General features: G+C 72.2%; 15 protein-coding genes and 1 pseudogene. 10 read left to right on the forward strand and 6 right to left on the reverse strand.

The window, feature by feature from the left end; all coding sequences use genetic code 11:
* The first annotated feature begins 203 nt into the window (after positions 1–203).
* From AB0J39_RS11610 to AB0J39_RS11620, 3 genes are all read left to right on the forward strand, one after another.
* Positions 204–1,271 carry a cytochrome P450 gene (locus AB0J39_RS11610; protein ID WP_363463397.1) on the forward strand — a complete coding sequence of 356 codons (1,068 nt, stop codon included), beginning with the start codon at positions 204–206 and terminating at the stop codon, positions 1,269–1,271.
* Positions 1,268–2,077, forward strand: a complete 810-nt coding sequence (locus AB0J39_RS11615; protein WP_363463399.1) for an isocitrate lyase/phosphoenolpyruvate mutase family protein — start codon at positions 1,268–1,270, stop codon at positions 2,075–2,077. The genes AB0J39_RS11610 and AB0J39_RS11615 overlap by 4 nt, the downstream gene beginning before the upstream one ends.
* Positions 2,078–2,273: 196 nt before the next feature.
* The gene (locus tag AB0J39_RS11620; RefSeq protein ID WP_363463401.1) at positions 2,274–3,437 is read left to right on the forward strand and encodes an Ig-like domain-containing protein; all 1,164 of its coding nucleotides are present in this window, start codon (positions 2,274–2,276) and stop codon (positions 3,435–3,437) included.
* Between the two features lie 441 nt (positions 3,438–3,878).
* Here AB0J39_RS11620 and AB0J39_RS11625 read toward each other — a convergent pair whose 3' ends face one another.
* Entirely contained in the window at positions 3,879–4,826 is a 948-nt protein-coding gene (locus AB0J39_RS11625; RefSeq protein ID WP_363463402.1) for a LysR family transcriptional regulator, read from the reverse strand.
* A gap of 113 nt (positions 4,827–4,939) precedes the next feature.
* Between AB0J39_RS11625 and AB0J39_RS11630 the strand changes: the two are divergent.
* From AB0J39_RS11630 to AB0J39_RS11650, 5 genes and pseudogenes are all read left to right on the forward strand, one after another.
* Positions 4,940–5,065: pseudogene (locus tag AB0J39_RS11630) on the forward strand (FAD-dependent oxidoreductase); the annotation flags it as partial.
* A 23-nt stretch (positions 5,066–5,088) separates the two neighbouring features.
* Positions 5,089–5,370, forward strand: coding sequence for a hypothetical protein (locus AB0J39_RS11635; RefSeq protein WP_363463463.1), 282 nt, complete (start codon positions 5,089–5,091; stop codon positions 5,368–5,370).
* A gap of 118 nt (positions 5,371–5,488) precedes the next feature.
* Positions 5,489–6,718, forward strand: a complete 1,230-nt coding sequence (locus AB0J39_RS11640; protein ID WP_363463404.1) for a serine hydrolase domain-containing protein — start codon at positions 5,489–5,491, stop codon at positions 6,716–6,718.
* 17 nt (positions 6,719–6,735) lie between these two features.
* Positions 6,736–7,548, forward strand: coding sequence for an SDR family NAD(P)-dependent oxidoreductase (locus AB0J39_RS11645; RefSeq protein WP_363463406.1), 813 nt, complete (start codon positions 6,736–6,738; stop codon positions 7,546–7,548).
* 61 nt (positions 7,549–7,609) lie between these two features.
* On the forward strand, positions 7,610–9,196 hold the full coding sequence (locus AB0J39_RS11650) for an FAD-dependent monooxygenase (protein ID WP_363463408.1): 1,587 nt from the start codon (positions 7,610–7,612) through the stop codon (positions 9,194–9,196).
* Between the two features lie 108 nt (positions 9,197–9,304).
* Here the strand turns inward: AB0J39_RS11650 and AB0J39_RS11655 are convergent, their stop codons facing one another.
* On the reverse strand, positions 9,305–9,484 hold the full coding sequence (locus AB0J39_RS11655; RefSeq protein WP_363463409.1) for a hypothetical protein: 180 nt from the start codon (positions 9,482–9,484) through the stop codon (positions 9,305–9,307).
* Positions 9,485–9,615: 131 nt separating this feature from the next.
* Between AB0J39_RS11655 and AB0J39_RS11660 the strand changes: the two genes are divergently transcribed.
* On the forward strand, positions 9,616–10,050 hold the full coding sequence (locus AB0J39_RS11660; RefSeq protein WP_363463410.1) for a helix-turn-helix domain-containing protein: 435 nt from the start codon (positions 9,616–9,618) through the stop codon (positions 10,048–10,050).
* A gap of 33 nt (positions 10,051–10,083) precedes the next feature.
* Here the strand turns inward: AB0J39_RS11660 and AB0J39_RS11665 are convergent, their stop codons facing one another.
* The 3 genes from AB0J39_RS11665 to AB0J39_RS11675 all read right to left on the reverse strand — a co-directional run bounded on the left by AB0J39_RS11665 (position 10,084) and on the right by AB0J39_RS11675 (position 13,061).
* Complete coding sequence (locus AB0J39_RS11665; protein WP_363463412.1) at positions 10,084–10,779, reverse strand: GNAT family N-acetyltransferase; 696 nt, start codon at positions 10,777–10,779, stop codon at positions 10,084–10,086.
* A 164-nt stretch (positions 10,780–10,943) separates the two neighbouring features.
* Positions 10,944–11,705, reverse strand: a complete 762-nt coding sequence (locus AB0J39_RS11670) for a phytanoyl-CoA dioxygenase family protein (RefSeq protein ID WP_363463414.1) — start codon at positions 11,703–11,705, stop codon at positions 10,944–10,946.
* A gap of 207 nt (positions 11,706–11,912) precedes the next feature.
* Positions 11,913–13,061 carry an epoxide hydrolase family protein gene (locus tag AB0J39_RS11675; RefSeq protein WP_363463415.1) on the reverse strand — a complete coding sequence of 383 codons (1,149 nt, stop codon included), beginning with the start codon at positions 13,059–13,061 and terminating at the stop codon, positions 11,913–11,915.
* A gap of 62 nt (positions 13,062–13,123) precedes the next feature.
* Here AB0J39_RS11675 and AB0J39_RS11680 point away from each other — a divergent pair, with 62 nt between their 5' ends.
* Positions 13,124–14,083 (forward strand): YafY family protein, encoded by a 960-nt coding sequence (locus AB0J39_RS11680; RefSeq protein ID WP_363463417.1) that lies wholly within the window; start codon positions 13,124–13,126, stop codon positions 14,081–14,083.
* A 12-nt stretch (positions 14,084–14,095) separates the two neighbouring features.
* On the opposite strand, the gene AB0J39_RS11685 is transcribed toward AB0J39_RS11680, so the two are convergent.
* Complete coding sequence (locus tag AB0J39_RS11685) at positions 14,096–14,986, reverse strand: virginiamycin B lyase (RefSeq protein ID WP_363463419.1); 891 nt, start codon at positions 14,984–14,986, stop codon at positions 14,096–14,098.
* Between the last annotated feature and the right edge of the window lie 2 nt (positions 14,987–14,988).

The raw sequence follows: 14,988 nt of genomic DNA on the forward strand, positions 1-14,988 counted from the left end.
CACATTCGCCCTCTCGCCCTGTGATAACCCGCGCGGCGACCCTTGAAAAGGCCCAAAGACCCACAAGCCGCGCACAGCATGCCCGGACATGAAACGTTCATCGTTCGACCGGTGCCGAAGGATCACGGCTCTAACCTGCCTGGGAGGCGACGACCACCACGAAAGGGGTGAAGGGGGCGGCCTCCACGCGCCCCCGGCGACCGATGACAGCAGATCCGCCCGCCGTACGGGAACGGCGGCTTACCCGGTACGCGGACGTGCGCGCCGTGCTCGCCGATCCCCGGTTCCTCGTCCCGGCCGCGCCCGCCGCGCCGCCCGGAACGGGTTCGGGGCCGGGGATGGCCTGGCTGCGGGGAGCGGTCAGCAGGTTCAGCAACGGGGCCGAGCACGCCCGCCGCCGCGCGCGCGTGCTGGAGTCGCTCGACGCCCTGGACCCCGCACGGCTGCGCCGCGAGGCCCGGGAGCGGACGCGCGCCGAACTGGCGGGCGGGGCACCCGTCGACGTGATGGCCACGATCGCGCGCCGCGTCCCGGTCGGGGTCCTCGCCACGCGGCTCGGCGTCCCGGAGGAGCGGCGGGAGGAGGTCGTCGCCGCGGTGCGGGCCATGGCCGCCGCCTACCACCTGTCCGCCGTTTCCGCCGCGACGCCAGCCGGGGGCGCGGCCGACGCGGCGGTGGCCGTGCTGGCGGCCGCGCTCGGCGGAGGGGACGCGCCCGAGCCGCGCCTGCTGGCCGCCGTGGCGGGGGTGCTGGTGCAGGCGTGTGACGCCACCGCCGGCCTGGTGGGCAACGCCCTCGCCGCCGTGACGCGCATGCCCGCCGAGCTGGCCCTGCGGTGGCCGGTCGAGGCGCTGCTGGCCGAGACCCTGCGGTGGGACCCGCCCGTACGGCTCACGCGCCGGGTGGCGGCCGAGGACCCCACGGCAGGGGGAGTCCCCGTGCCCGCGGGGGCCGTCCTCGTGCTGGATCTGGCCGCGGCCAACCGGGACCCCGAGGTCTTCCCCGACCCGCACCGCTTCGACCCGGCCCGCTTCCGGCAGCGGGGCGGCGGCGAGCACCTGCGCTTCGGTGGCAGGCACCTGGGCTTCGGCGACGGCATCAGGCCCTGCCCGGGGCAGGCCGCCGCGCTCGCCCTGGCCGCGGGCATCGTGGAAGCCGCGGCCGCCCACCGGCTCGCCGACCCCGAGCTCTCGTACGAGCCGTCGCCGAACCTGCGGGTGCCCGCCCGGCTCTGCCTGCACGACCCCGACACAACGGAAGGACACCGATGAGCACGCACGCCGCGACATTCCGGGCGCTCCATCATGCCGAGCGCCCCCTGGTGCTGCCCAACGCCTGGGACCACGCCTCGGCGGCCGTGCTGGCCGCCGCCGGGTTCGCCGCGATCGGCACCACGAGCCTCGGCGTCGCCGCGGCGGCGGGCAAGCCCGACGCGACCGGCGACACCGCGGCGGAGACGCTGGCGCTGGCCCGGCGGCTGGCCGGGCTGCCGTGCCCGGTGTCGGTGGACATCGAGGGCGGCTTCGCGGACACGCCGGAGGGGGTGGCCGAGATCGCCGCCCACCTGGCCGCCCTGGGCGTGGCGGGCGTCAACATCGAGGACGGCCGGCCGGACGGCACACTGGCGGACCTCGGCGAGCGGTGCGAGACGATCGCGGCGGTCAAGGCGCGGGCGCCGGAGCTGTTCGTCAACGCCCGCACCGACACCTACTGGCTGGGCGCCGGGGACCTGCGGGAGACCCTCGCCCGGCAGCGGGCCTTCGCCGAGGCCGGGGCCGACGGGACGTTCGTTCCCGGGGTGGCAGGCGACGACGACGTACGGGCGCTGGCAGAGGCGGTCGACCTGCCGCTCAACGTGCTGTTCCTGCCCGGCCGCCACACGGTCGCGGGTCTGGCCGCGCTCGGCGTCCGGCGGATCAGCACCGGGTCGCTGCTCCTGCGGGCCGCCCTGCACGCGGTGGCCGAGACCGCCCGGGCGGTCGCCGGAGGCGGGGACATCCCCGCCGGCCTCCCGTCGTACGCGGACGTGCAGGCCCTCGCCACGGCGGATGCTGACTGGGTGCTTGATCAGTCTTGACCCGCACCTTACCGTCAACAGAGACGACTCCACCGGAGAAGCGACCGAAATGTGACCTTAGCGCAGGAGAAAATGACAACATAAGAGGCAACCCCGAATAAGGTCTTATGGTGCCCTTCGCGCTCATGGGGGAGTAGTAGTTGTGCTGAGCACTGGTAGTCGTTCGAGGTGGCCGATCGCCGCAGTCGCCGTCACGTTGACCGCGGCTCTGTCGGCGTGTTCCGGTGGATCGGGCGCGCCAGGCTCGTCGGGCGGCGGAACCGGGGACTCCGGCGGCGGCGCCGCCGCGCCCGCCGTCCCGGCTCCCGCCATCACGATCAGCCCCGCGACGGGCAGCGCCAAGGTGCGTCCCGACAAGACCGTGGTCGTCACCGCCGCCAACGGCCAACTGGAGGAGGTCACGGTCCAGGCGGGCGGCGAGACGCTCGAGGGCGAGTTCGACGCCGGCCACACCAAGTGGACATCCAAGCAGCCGCTCAAGCCCTCCGCCAGGTACACGGTGTCGGCCAAGGCCACCGGCGAGGGCGGCCCCGCGACCGCGACCAGCCGCTTCACCACGCTCAAGCCCAAGGTCGGGCTCGAGGTCGTGGACGTCACCCCCGGCATCAAGGGGGAGACCGTCGGCGTCGGCATGCCGATCATGGTGAGGTTCAACGCGCCGGTGCGGGACAAGGCCGCCGTGGAGCAGGCCCTCGAAGTGGACGCGGAGAAGCCGGTCAAGGGCGCCTGGCGGTGGGTCGACGACAAGTTCGTCATCTACCGGACGGCCAAGTACTGGCCCGCGCACCAGAAGGTCAAGTTCACCGCGCACCTGACCGGGGTGAAGGCCGGGCAGGACACTTACGGCGTCGAGGACCACAGCACGACCATCAAGATCGGCGCGGCCTGGATCAGCTCGGTCAGCACCAGGACCCACATGATGGTGGTCCGGCGCGACGGCAAGGTCGTGAAGACCATGAAGATCAGCGCCGGCAAGGCGACCACCCGCGAGTACACCACCACCAGCGGCGTCCACCTGACCATGGAACGCGGCAACCCGGTCACGATGATCTCTCCCGGGAAGAAGGAGGGCGACCCCGGGTACTACAAGGAGGTCGTCAACCACGCCGTCCGCATCTCCAACAGCGGCGAGTACGTCCACGGCGCACCGTGGTCGGTCGGCTCGCAGGGCCGGGCCAACGTGAGCCACGGATGCATCAACGCCCACCCCAGCGACGCCAAGTGGTTCTACGACAACTTCCACCGGGGCGACGTCGTCAAGATCGTCGGCACCGACCGGGCACTGGAGTGGAACAACGGCTGGGGCTTCTGGCAGATGCCGTTCAGCAAGTGGCAGAAGGGCAGCGCCCTGGAGGCCTGATCCGCCCGGCTCTCGCCATCTCGGGGGAGACGCTCTGGCATCCACGGCGTGCTCACGCGTCGAGATAACGCAGGATGGCCAGCACCCGGCGGCTGTAGCCGGGGCCGCGCGGCAGCACGAGCGGGAGGCGGGGGCGCTCGCGGCCCTGCTGCAGGAACTGGCCGAGCGGGCCGGGCGGCGTGACCGCGCGGGCCGCGGAGCGGCAAGGCTGCCTGGGTTACCACGGTGGCGACGTCGCTGAGGAGATGCGACCGCTTGACGGTGAGCGCAGGCACGCGGCGGAACGGGCTCAGGATCGCCAAGACCGGGCCGAGCCCCAGGACCTGCTGCTGGCCATGCGCGAGCAGCGGCTGACCGCCGATCGCGATATGGTCACGGTAACCCGGTTCAGGTGTGCATCGCTGTGCTCGGGCTTGCGTTCGTATTTTTTCGCTGCCGTGATTATCCCGATGGCGACGGCGATCGCGGTCGCTGTGGCGCCGAGGCCACCTCAAGGGCAGGGACCGACGGAAGAGGGCCCAGATCGCGGATGATCCCGGCCAGGGCCCGGATGGGCTCGCTCTCAGCCTCGCTCCGCCACACCAGCGCGTACGACAGCGGCTCCATATCGGTGACCGGCAGGTAGGCGATGTCCGGCCGTACCCAGTAGCGGGTGACGTGGGCGGGGAAGAGCACGACAAGCCCGTCCATGCTGGCGAGGGTCATGGCCTCTTCCGCGTCCCGCACCACGGGACCGCGCTCGATCTGACGGCCTCGCCGGGTAAGGCGCGGGGCGTAGGCGTCGTACCAGTAGCCGGGCCCGGTGTCGGCGTGCGGGTGCTGGAAGTCGGAGACCATCTCCAGCGAGACCGACGCGCGCGGGGCGAGCTGGTGATCGGTGGCGACGGCCAGCACGCGCTGCTCGGCGAACACGACCGGCCCCACGGTGAGGTCGGGTTCGTCGACGGGGAGCCAGCTCACCAGGACGTCGATGTCTCCGCGCCGCAGCGCGGGAAAGGCTTCGCCCACCTGTGCTTTGCGGACGCGCAGCTTCCACAGCGGGTGGCGCAGGCGGAATACGTCCCAGTAGGGGCGAAGGTCGTGGGCGTTGAGCGGGAGCATGCCGACCCGCAGGATGCCGGTGATGCCCTGGCCGGCGAGCTGGGCGCGTTCCATGCTGTCCTTCAGCCCGGCATACAGCGGCCGGAGGTCGTCCCGGAGCTGCCGCCCCACCTGAGTCAGCCGGACCGTGCGGTTGTTGCGCTCGAAGAGCGGAGCGCCGACCTGCCGTTCCTGCTTCTGGATCGCCTGGGTGACGCGAGCGGGTGACAGGCACAGCCGGGTGGCGGTGCGGCCGAAGTGCAGTTCCTCGGCCAGGGTCAGGAAGATCTCGATGTCCCGCAGTTCCACGCCTGACCTGCTCCGTTCACTCCCGCTGAAGGTGATCTTTCGGGGTTCGTCGTTGTTTCGGGTGTTCACCGTACTTGATCCTCGATGCGTACGATTCGCCTGGTCGAGGGAGCATGTGGTTGGACGTCCTGGTTTGCGGCGCCGGCGTCGCCGGGGCCGCACTGGCGTACTGGCTGCGCCACCACGGGCTTACTTCGGCCGTGGTGGAGCGCGCCCCGCGGGTGCGCGCGGGCGGGTATGCGGCGGGCCTGCGCGGTGAGGCATGCACTTCGCCTCCGGGCCGCTGGCCTACGACCGCGATGACGCCGGGCAGCACAAGCGCATCGTGGCCGGGCGGTTCGCCGCCTACGAGCGGGAGATGCGCGGCTTCGTCGCCGAGCACCAGCACCTGGGGCGCGAAGGCGCCGACCAGTTCCTCCTGGGCACGCCTCCGCAGGAGGGGCTCGATCGCACGACGGCGGCCCGCCCGCGCCTGATGCGGCTCAAGGACTATGTTCCCGGCTTCGCCACGGGGCGGCCTTCACCCGGCCGGGCTGCCCGCTGACCTGGCGCTGCCGCGTCAGCGGCGGCCCGAGGTCGGGCCCATTCGCGAGGGTGAGTGCACGAACGCCGGATCGGAACGGAACCGGCGGACCAATCATGACGACAAGGAGACAAGGATCATGGCAATCGGCGGAAACGGCTTCTCCGAGCAGGGGCTGCGCAGGCTGCGTGAGGTGCTGGCAGGGCATGTCGACTCGGGGAAGATCCCCGGCCTGGTGGCCCTGGTCAGCCGCGGCGGCCAGACCCACGTGGAGACGCTGGGCACGATGCGGCAAGACGGCGGCGCGCCGATGCGCCGCGACACGATCTTCCGAATGGCCTCCACCTCCAAGCCGGTCTCGATCGCGGCGGCGATGGTGCTGCTGGACGAGTGCCGGCTGCGGCTGGACGACGTGGTCGACCCGTGGCTGCCCGAGCTGTCCGGCCGGCAGGTGCTCAAGAGCATCGACGCCGAGCTGGACGCCATCGTGCCGGCCCGCCGCCCGATCACCGTCCGCGACGTGCTGACCTCCACCTTCGGCCTGGGTATGGACATGACCGCGCTGGGCACCCCGATCCTGAACGCCATCTTCGAGCGGGGGCTGACCCCGAACCTGCCGACCGAGGTTCCGGAGCAGGACGAGTGGATGCGCCGCCTGGGCGAGCTGCCCCTGATGCACCAGCCCGGCGAGCAGTGGCAGTACCAGATCAGCAGCGACCTGGTCGGCGTGCTGGTGTCCCGGGTGACCGGCCAGAGCTTCGAGGACTTCCTGCGCGAGCGCATCTTCGAGCCCTTGGGCATGAAGGACACCGGCTTCCACGTGCCCGCCGACCAGATCGACCGGCTGCCCACCCTGTACGCCCCCGACCCCGTCACGGGCGAGTTCCTCGCGTGGGACGAACCCGAGGGCGGCAGGTGGAGCAAGCCCCCGGCGTTCCAGGGCGGCGGTGGCGGCCTGGTCTCCACCGCCGACGACTACCACGCCTACTTCCGGACGCTGCTCAACGGTGGGGTTCACGAGGGCCGGCGGATCCTGTCGCGGCGGGCGGTGGAGCTGATGACCACCAACCGGCTCACTCCGGAGCAGAACGCCGCCCGTACCGCGCTGGCCCGCGACGCCGTGCACATCTCCTTCGGCCAGGGCCAGCAGGGCGGCTGGGGCCTGGGCATGGCGGTGCGCACCTACCGCGGCGACTACGCCCCGATCGGCCAGTTCGGCTGGGACGGCGGCAGCGGCACCTCCGCCTACGCCGACCCGGCCAACCAGCTCACCGGCATCCTGCTCTGCCAGCTCGGCTACAGCGTGCCCAACCCCGCCCACCTGATGAGCGACTTCTGGACCACCGTCTACCAGGCTCTCGACAACTGATGCAAGGAGTGAGTGCCATGCGCGTCTGGTTCATCACGGGCGCGTCCAGGGGGCTGGGCAGGGCGTTCGCGGAGGCTGCGCTGAGCAGGGGAGATCGCGTCGTGGCCGCGGCCCGCGACATGGCGCCGCTGGAGAGCCTGCGGGCCCGCCATCCCGACACCCTGGCGTGCGTTCCGCTCGACGTCTCCAACCACGCCGCGGTGCACGAGGGTGTAAATCGGGCGGTGGCCGCGTTCGGCAGGCTCGACATCGTGGTCAACAACGCCGGCGCGATGTTGTACGGCATGGTTGAAGAGGCCACGGAGACCCAGATCCGCGCCCACTTCGACGTCAACGTCCTCGGGCCGATCTGGGTCACCCAGGCCGTGCTGCCCCACCTGCGCGCCCAGAGCTCGGGCCACATCCTCCTGGTGACGACGATGGGCACGGGCGGCGGGATGGCCTCGGCCGGCCTGTACGCGGCCGGCAAATCGGCCATCGACTCCCTCGGCCAGGCGCTGGCCATGGAGGTCGAACCCTTCGGCGTCAAGGTCACCATCGTCCAGCCGGGCGGCTACGACACCGGCCTGTTCACGACCGGCACGACGGCCACCACGCCCGACGCGGCGTACGACCCGCTGCGGGCGAAGCTGACCGAGATGTGGGGCGACGAAGTGGGGCCCGACCCGAGCACGGCCGCGCCGGTCGTCATGCGGCTCGTGGACCTGCCCGACCCGCCCCTGCGGCTGATCGTCGGCAGCCGGTCCTTCGATCTGGTTCAGCAGATGAACGAGGCCAGGGCCGAAGAGTACCGCGCCTGGGAACACCTCAGCCGCCTGGCACCCGGCTGACAGCTCCGTCCGATTCGCGCGTTCCGACGCGACGAACGACACGATCGAAAGGTCATAGATGATGAAGCACCACGATGCCGCCCGGCCTGCGGAAGAAGACCTGCGAGAAGAGCGGCCGGCGGGGGACGCCGACGTGATCGTCGTGGGAGCCGGTCCGACGGGTCTCATGCTGGCCGCCGAGCTGTGTCTGGCCGGAGTGCGGCCGCTGGTGCTGGAACGACAGCCGCGCCCCCGCGACACCCCCAAGGCCGGGGGCCTGGGCGGGCAGATTCTGGAGCTGCTGCGCTACCGGGGCTTGCTGGAACGTTTCGAAGCGGCCTGCACCGGCCCTGCGCCGGCGCCCCGGTTCCCGTTCGGCGGCGTGCACCTGGATTTCACCCAGCTGCCGGATCCCCCGATGCACGCCCTGCCGCTGCCGCAGCAACTGCTCGAGCGGCTGCTCGGCGAACGAGCAGGCGAACTCGGCGTCGACCTTCGCCGAGGACACGAGGTGACCGGGGTAAGCCAGGACGACGACGCGGTCACCGTGGACGTGCGCGGCCCGGACGGTCCTTACCGGACGAGCACGCGGTACCTCGTGGGGTGCGACGGCGCGCGCAGCCACATCCGTGGCTGGGCCGGCATTCCGTTCCCCGGCACCACCTATCCCGAGGTCAACCGCCTGGCCCAGGTCACCCTGCCCCACACGGTCACCGTTCTGGGCAACGGCGATCTCGACATCCCCGGCTTCGGCGCGGTCCGCGCCGGTTTCACCCGCACGAACCATGGCCTGCTCGGCGTCGGCTCCTCACCCGGCACCCGGTCCGTCTCCCTCTACACCGTCGAGGACGAGACCACCGAATACGACGACGACGTCCCCATGACCCTGGCCGAATTCCAGGACAGCGTCCACCGCGTGCTCGGCGCACACCTGCCCCTGGCCGGATCGACCCGGCTGTCCCGGTTCACCTTCAATGCCCACCAGGCCGAGCGATACCGTGCCGGACGCATCCTGCTCGCCGGCGACGCGGCACATCTGTTCCCCGCCACCGGAGTGGCGCTCAACGCCGGCATGCTGGACGCGGTCAACCTGGCCTGGAAGCTGGCCGCCGACCTCCACGGCACGGCCCCGGCCGGCCTGCTGGACACCTACCACACCGAACGTCACCTGGCCGGCGCCCGCACCCTGCTGCATACCCGAGCACAGGTAGCCCTGCGGCGCGGGCACGACGCGGCCGCCGAAGCGCTCCGGGAGGTCTTCACCGAACTGCTCACCGACGAGCAGCCGCTACGCCGGATGGGAGCCCTCGTCGCCGGAACCGACATCCGCTACCCGATGCCCGGCTCCAATCACCACCCGCTGACCGGCACCTTCGCCCCCGACCTCACGCTGCACACCGACAAGGGCGTCACCAGCGTCGCCGACCTCCTGCACACCGCCCGGCCCGTCCTCCTCGACCTGGCCGACCGCCCAGAGCTCCGCCAGATCGCCCGGGACTGGCGGCACCTCCTCAACGTCCACACCGCCAAGACCGACGATCGGCCGGCTGACGCGCTGCTGATCCGCCCGGACGGCCACGTCGCCTGGGCCGCCGGCCTCGACGAATCCACGGACAGCGCCATGCCCCCGCTGCGCGAGGCACTCTCCACATGGTTCGGAACGCCGTGAAACAGAGGGAATTGAGACATGACCAGTAGATTCACGGACGTGAGTCCACCCACTCGACCTCCGCGCGCATACCGATCTTCCGTCGAGTACGGTCAGTGCGGCGGCGTCCTACTGGACGCCCGACTTCATGAGGACGAACGCGCCCACGATCTTCAGCGCGACAAGCGCGATGACCACGCAGAACACGATCAACGCGGGGCGGTGCTCGAAGTGCTTGCCCTCCTTGAGCGGCGGGCGCTTGGCGACACGCTCGGCGATGCGCTCTTCGATGGGTTTGCGGTGGAACATGAAAGCAGCCTACCGGCCGTGTCACCCGACCCTTTCCGCGACCTTGGCCGTTCATGCCCTCAGGACTCCCCAACATCCCTCGTCGGACGGCTGGATAGGGTACGTGGGGGAGCCGGACGGAGGGGAGTGGGATGCCGCAGCAGCCGTACTCGGTGGAGCAGGTGGCGAACCTGCTGGGCCTGCACGTGAAGACCGTGCGCACCTACGTGCGCGACGGGCGGCTCAAGGCGGTGCGCATCGGCAAGCAGTACCGCATCGCCCGCGAGGACCTCGAGGCGTTCCTGGGCCAGCCGGCCGGGCCGCCGGCCGCCGAGACCGCCCGGCGCCGCCACGTCGAGGCCTCGAGCATCGTGCAGATCGACGGCATCGCCCCCGACGAGATGACGATGCTGGGCAACATGCTGATGGCCGCCGCCGCGAGCCGTTCCCCCGCCGACCGGCCCCTGCGCGTGGAGACCGTCTACGACGAGGAACGGGCCAGCCTGAAGATCATCATTGTGGGCGGCGTGGCCGACACCACCGAGGTGTTCCGGCTCGTCACCACGCTGGTGAAGGAGCCCGCCTGACCCTCGCGCCGCGATCCCGGCGGCGCGGGGCCGTCACGGCGTGCGGAACCCCCGGAAGGTCACGGGCCTTCTGGTGTCGAATCCGAGCCGCTCGTAGAGGGCGATCGCACCGGTGTTCGCCTCGGCCACGTGCAGGAACGGGCGATCGCCGCGGGCCACGACACGCGCGACGAGCGCGGTGACCAGGTGGGCGGCGAGTCCTCGCCCGCGCGCCTCGGGGGCGGTGCAGACGGCGCTGATCTCGGTCCATCCCGGCGGCCGGAGCCGCTCGCCCGCCATCGCCACCAGCGTCCCGTTCTCCCGGACGCCGAGATAGGTGCCGAGTTCGCGGGTGCGCGGCCAGAACGGCCCCGGCCGGGTCCGCGCGACGAGGTCGAGCATCTCGGGCACGCTGCGTGCGCCCAGTTCGACCACCTCGACGTCGTCGGCGCCGGGGTGATCGGGCCGGCCGCCGGTCCAGATCATCTGGCGGCCCTCCAGGACGAAGACCGGCTCCCAGTCCGGTGGCGGCGCCGCCGGGCAGCTGAACATGTCGGCGAGCTCGCCCCGGCCGAGCAGCCGGGCGAGGTCGGCCCATTCCTCCGCCTCCGGGTCCGCCGTGACCGTGGAGAAGGTGGCGACCTCCGGTGGGTAGGTGGCGGCCCCGCCGAGCCGGCGGGCGAGATGTGCGTGGTGACCGCGCAGTGATTCGCCCACCGGGTCGTCCAGTACGACGGCGTCGCGGTCCACGGTTGTGCCGCACCTCTCCTGTCATGTCGCCCAGTGCGCGGTCGCCGGCGGGCAGCACAGACCGACGCTTTCCCGGCGTTCAGGGTACGGCCGTGCGGCGACTGCCGGCTCCGGTGTGGCCCCCGGGTGCGGCTGGGGGGCCGCCGAGCGGGTCGCGGTTTCCCTCAGCCGCCGAGGCCGAGCCGTACGGCCCGCGCGAGGGGGGTGGCGTCGCCGGGGGCCAGCGGGTCGGTCAGGAAGAACGGGATCTGGGACATGAAACGCGGCCGCCTCCCGTGGTGGGGCTGGGCTGCGTGGACGAGGTGCGGGTGGCACAGGTAGACGTCGCCGGGTAGTCCCGTGGCGTAGGTCTCGGGGCGGTGCGCGCTCGCCTCGTCCAGCAGCGGGCCGGAGGCGAAGAACTCCAGCCCCTGCTCGCCGTGCGGCTCCAGCACGCGGGCGGTGTCGAGGTGGGATCCGGCCCTGATGCGGGTGGGCGCGTCGTCGGGACCGACCTCCGACAGCAGGACCAGCACGAGCATGGTGCGAGACCGCAGCGTGACGGTTCCCCACGCGCCGGCCGGTCCGGGGTCGTTCTGGTCGATGTGCCAGCCGGTGTCCCCGGCGTCGGAAGGGTGGGGGAAGCGGACCGGCGTGTTGCCGATGGTGCCCCGCGGCGCCCATCCGCCCTTGCCGGCGATCAGGTCCAGCGCCTCGGCGAGGCGCGGGCTTCGCATCGCCTCCCCGGAGGGGCCCTGCCCCGTCGGGTCGGGGGCCGCCCACACCACCGGTTGCGTCCAGTCCTCCGGGCGGTCGGGGGACAACCCGATCTGCCGCCACAGCTGCTCCCTGATCCGGTCACCGGTCTCGCGGGGGAAGGCCTCCTCCACCTTGAGGAACCCGTCGGAGACGAAGCGGTCGAGGTCGGCGTCGCTGAAAACAGGCATGGCGGGACGCTAGCGACCTCCCGCGCCCGGAGTCGACCGATTTACGGCGCTGCCCCCGGCCGAGCACAGCGGGCCGTGCTCGTCGTCGATGGGCAGGCCGGGCATCGTCACCTCCCGTAGGGCGGCGGCGTTGTCGCTTCGGCGGGGTCTGCGGCGTTGATCGCCTTGCGCCTCCCGGCGCCCGGCGCGCACACCGGTTTCCGGCCGCTACCGGATGCGCAGGCTCCGGAAGAAGTCCCGGATGTCGGTGACCAGCAGGTCGGGAGCCTGCAGCGAGGCGAAGTGCCCGCCACGGGGGAACCGCGACCAGTGTGTGACGGTGTTCGACAGCTCCGCCAGCCCGCGGATGGCTCGGTCGCCGAGGAAGTTCGCCACCCCCGTCGGCACCGGTGAGGGCGCCGGCCGCCGGCCCCAGGCCTCCGACGCGCTTTCGAAGTACAGCCGCGCGGCCGATCCCGCGGTCGCGGTCAGCCAGAAGATCGTGACGTTCGTCAAAACGGTGTCGCGGTCGACGGGGGTGCGGTCCGTCCGGGTGGGGTCCCAGTCCACGAACCATTCCAGGTTCCAGGCCAGCTGCCCGGCGGGGGAGTCGTTGAGCGCGTAGGCCAGCGTCTGCGGCCGGGTGGACATCTGGGTGGCATAGCCGGAGTGGGCGTACCACCACTTCTGGTTGCGTTCCGCCTGTTCGCGCTCCTCACCGGACAGCTTGTCCAGCACGCCGGGGCCGGCCGCCGTCGAGGCGTTGACCAGCGCGTTGACGTGCACGCCGATCACGTGCTCCGGTGCGATGCGGCCGAGCTCGGGCGAGACGATGCTGCCGAAGTCGCCCCCCTGGGCGCCGTACCGCTCGTATCCAAGGCGGCACATGAGCTCGGCCCAGGCCCGCGCGACGCGGCCGACGCCCCAGCCGGCCTCGCGGGTCGGGCCGGAGAACGCGAAGCCCGGCACCGAGGGCGCGACGACGTGGAAGGCGTCGGCCGGGTCCCCGCCGTACGCCTTGGGGTCGGTCAGCGGCCCGAGGACGTCCAGGAAGTCGTACACCGTGCTCGGCCAGCCGTGCGTGACGATCAGCGGCGTGGCGCCGGGCTCGGGGGAGCGGACGTGCAGGAAGTGAATGGTCTGGCCGTCGATCTCGGTGGTGAACTGCGGGACCTCGTTGAGACGGGCCTCGTGCGCGCGCCAGTCGTAGCCGGTCCGCCAGTGGCCGACCAGCTCCATGAGGTAGTCCCTGTTCACCCCGTAGGACCAGCCGGCTCCGGGAAGCTCGTCGGGCCAGCGGGTGCGGGCCAGGCGGAGGGCCAGGTCGTCGAGGTCGGCCTGCGGGATGTCGACGCGGAAGGGTTCCGGTGTGCTCATGGCGTGAAGCGTCGCGCCTATGGAGGACAGACGCGGTCCTACATTCCGGTAATCATGGACGGATGTCGGACACCTCCGCCCGCCTGCTCCGGATGTTGTCGTTGCTGCAGGCGCGCCGCGACTGGCCGGGCGCCGAACTCGCCGAACGCCTGCACGTCACGACCCGTACGGTGCGACGCGACGTGGAAAGGCTGCGCGAGCTGGGTTACCCGGTCCACGCCGCCTTGGGCCCGGCGGGTGGCTACCGGCTCGGGGCCGGCGCCTCGCTGCCTCCGCTGCTGCTGGACGACGAGGAGGCGGTGGCGGTGACCGTCGGGCTGCGCACCGGCGCCGCGAGCGGCGTCAGCGGGATCGAGGAAGCCGCGCTGCGCGCACTGACCAAGGTCGAGCACGTCCTGCCGTCCCGGCTGCGCCACCGGGTCCAGACCCTGGAAGAGGCCATGGTCGCGATCCCGCCGCGCGGCGGGCCCACGGTGGACGCGGCCGTCCTCACCGCGATCTCCGCCGCGATCCGCGCCGCCGAGACGCTCCGCTTCGACTACGCCGGCCATCACGGGGTCCGGTCCACCCGGGTAGCCGAACCCCACCGCCTGGTCGCCTGGGGCCGCAGGTGGTACCTGGTCGCCTGGGACGCCGACCGGGCCGGCTGGCGTACCTTCCGGGCCGACCGGATGGCGCTGCGCACGCCCAACGGGCCCCGCTTCGCCCGTCGTGATCCACCCGGCGGCGACGTCGCGGCCTACCTGCGCAGATCGATCGGCCACGAGATCTGGCCGTATCGCTCGCGGCTGCGGGTGCACGCACCGGCCTCCCGGGTCGCCGGGCGCGTCGACGGGATCGTCACCCCTGCCGACGACGACACTTGCCTGCTGGAACTGGCCTCCGACTCGCTCGAGCTGGTCGCGCTCACGGTGGGCACGCTCGGGGTCGACTTCGACGTCGAGTCGCCGCCGGAACTCGCCCGTCACCTGCGCACGCTGTCGGCCCGCTTCGCCCGGGCCGCCGGACGGCGGCGAAGGTGACGGGATTCGGATTCAGCCCTCGTCGCGGGCCGGGGCGATGCGGGCCAGCGCGCCGATCTCCAGCGCCGTCCACAGCGCGCCGTCGGGGCCGAGGGTGATGCCGTGCGGCTCGCACCCGGGGGTGGGCAGGTCGTACACCTCGATGGCGCCGCCGGCGGCGACGGCGCCGACTCGGCCCGTGCCCCACTCGGTGAACCACGGGACGCCATCGGCGTCGGTGGTGACGGCGTGGGGCCGGGCCGCCCGATCGGGCAGCGGGAACTCGGTGACCTGGCCGTCGGGGGTGATGCGGCCGATCTGGCCCGCGGCGATCTCCACGAACCAGAGGGCGCCATCCTGGCTCGCGGTGATCCCCACCGGCGCGGCGTCCCGGGTCGGCAGCGTGTGGAGGCTGATCATGCCGTCCGTACCGATCCGTCCGAGGGCTCCGGCCTGATTCAGGGTGAACCACAACCCGCCGTCGCCCCCGGCGGCGATGGCGGAAGGGAACCCGCCGGCGACCGGCAGCGGGAACTCGGTGACCTGGCCGTCGGGGGTGATGCGGCCGATGCGGTCGGCCGCGGTCTCGGTGAACCACAGCGCGCCGTCCGGTCCCGGGGCGATGCCGAACGGCCCGCAGCCGGGCGTGGGCAGGGCGAACTCGTCGACGACGCCGCCGGTGGTGATCCTCCCGATCCGATGTGCCTGGTATTCGGTGAACCACAGGGCGCCGTCCGGGCCGGGGACGATGATCGTCGGCCCGCGGCCGGGGCCGAGTTCGTGGCTCGCCGGCTCGGAACCGGGGATCAGCCGGCCGATCCGGCTGCTGTGGACCATGGTGAACCACAGAGCGCCGTCCGGGCCCGTCGTGATCGCGTACGGCCCGGCGTCGGGGCCGGCCACGGTGTGCTCCGTGATGGTCACGT

The organism is Microbispora sp. NPDC049633 (assembly GCF_040675265.1).
Taxonomy (GTDB): domain Bacteria; phylum Actinomycetota; class Actinomycetes; order Streptosporangiales; family Streptosporangiaceae; genus Microbispora; species Microbispora maris.

What these genes read in the sequence shown, in the direction of transcription:
- AB0J39_RS11660 (WP_363463410.1), top strand. Translation starts at nt 9,616, where the DNA reads ATGCCGCAGCAGCCGTACTCGGTGGAGCAGGTGGCGAACCTGCTGGGC.
- AB0J39_RS11615 (WP_363463399.1), top strand. Translation starts at nt 1,268, where the DNA reads ATGAGCACGCACGCCGCGACATTCCGGGCGCTCCATCATGCCGAGCGC.
- AB0J39_RS11650 (WP_363463408.1), top strand. Translation starts at nt 7,610, where the DNA reads ATGAAGCACCACGATGCCGCCCGGCCTGCGGAAGAAGACCTGCGAGAA.
- AB0J39_RS11610 (WP_363463397.1), top strand. Translation starts at nt 204, where the DNA reads ATGACAGCAGATCCGCCCGCCGTACGGGAACGGCGGCTTACCCGGTAC.
- AB0J39_RS11675 (WP_363463415.1), bottom strand. Translation starts at nt 13,061, where the DNA reads ATGAGCACACCGGAACCCTTCCGCGTCGACATCCCGCAGGCCGACCTC.
- AB0J39_RS11635 (WP_363463463.1), top strand. Translation starts at nt 5,089, where the DNA reads ATGCACTTCGCCTCCGGGCCGCTGGCCTACGACCGCGATGACGCCGGG.
- AB0J39_RS11645 (WP_363463406.1), top strand. Translation starts at nt 6,736, where the DNA reads ATGCGCGTCTGGTTCATCACGGGCGCGTCCAGGGGGCTGGGCAGGGCG.
- AB0J39_RS11670 (WP_363463414.1), bottom strand. Translation starts at nt 11,705, where the DNA reads ATGCCTGTTTTCAGCGACGCCGACCTCGACCGCTTCGTCTCCGACGGG.
- AB0J39_RS11680 (WP_363463417.1), top strand. Translation starts at nt 13,124, where the DNA reads ATGTCGGACACCTCCGCCCGCCTGCTCCGGATGTTGTCGTTGCTGCAG.
- AB0J39_RS11655 (WP_363463409.1), bottom strand. Translation starts at nt 9,484, where the DNA reads ATGTTCCACCGCAAACCCATCGAAGAGCGCATCGCCGAGCGTGTCGCC.
- AB0J39_RS11640 (WP_363463404.1), top strand. Translation starts at nt 5,489, where the DNA reads ATGGCAATCGGCGGAAACGGCTTCTCCGAGCAGGGGCTGCGCAGGCTG.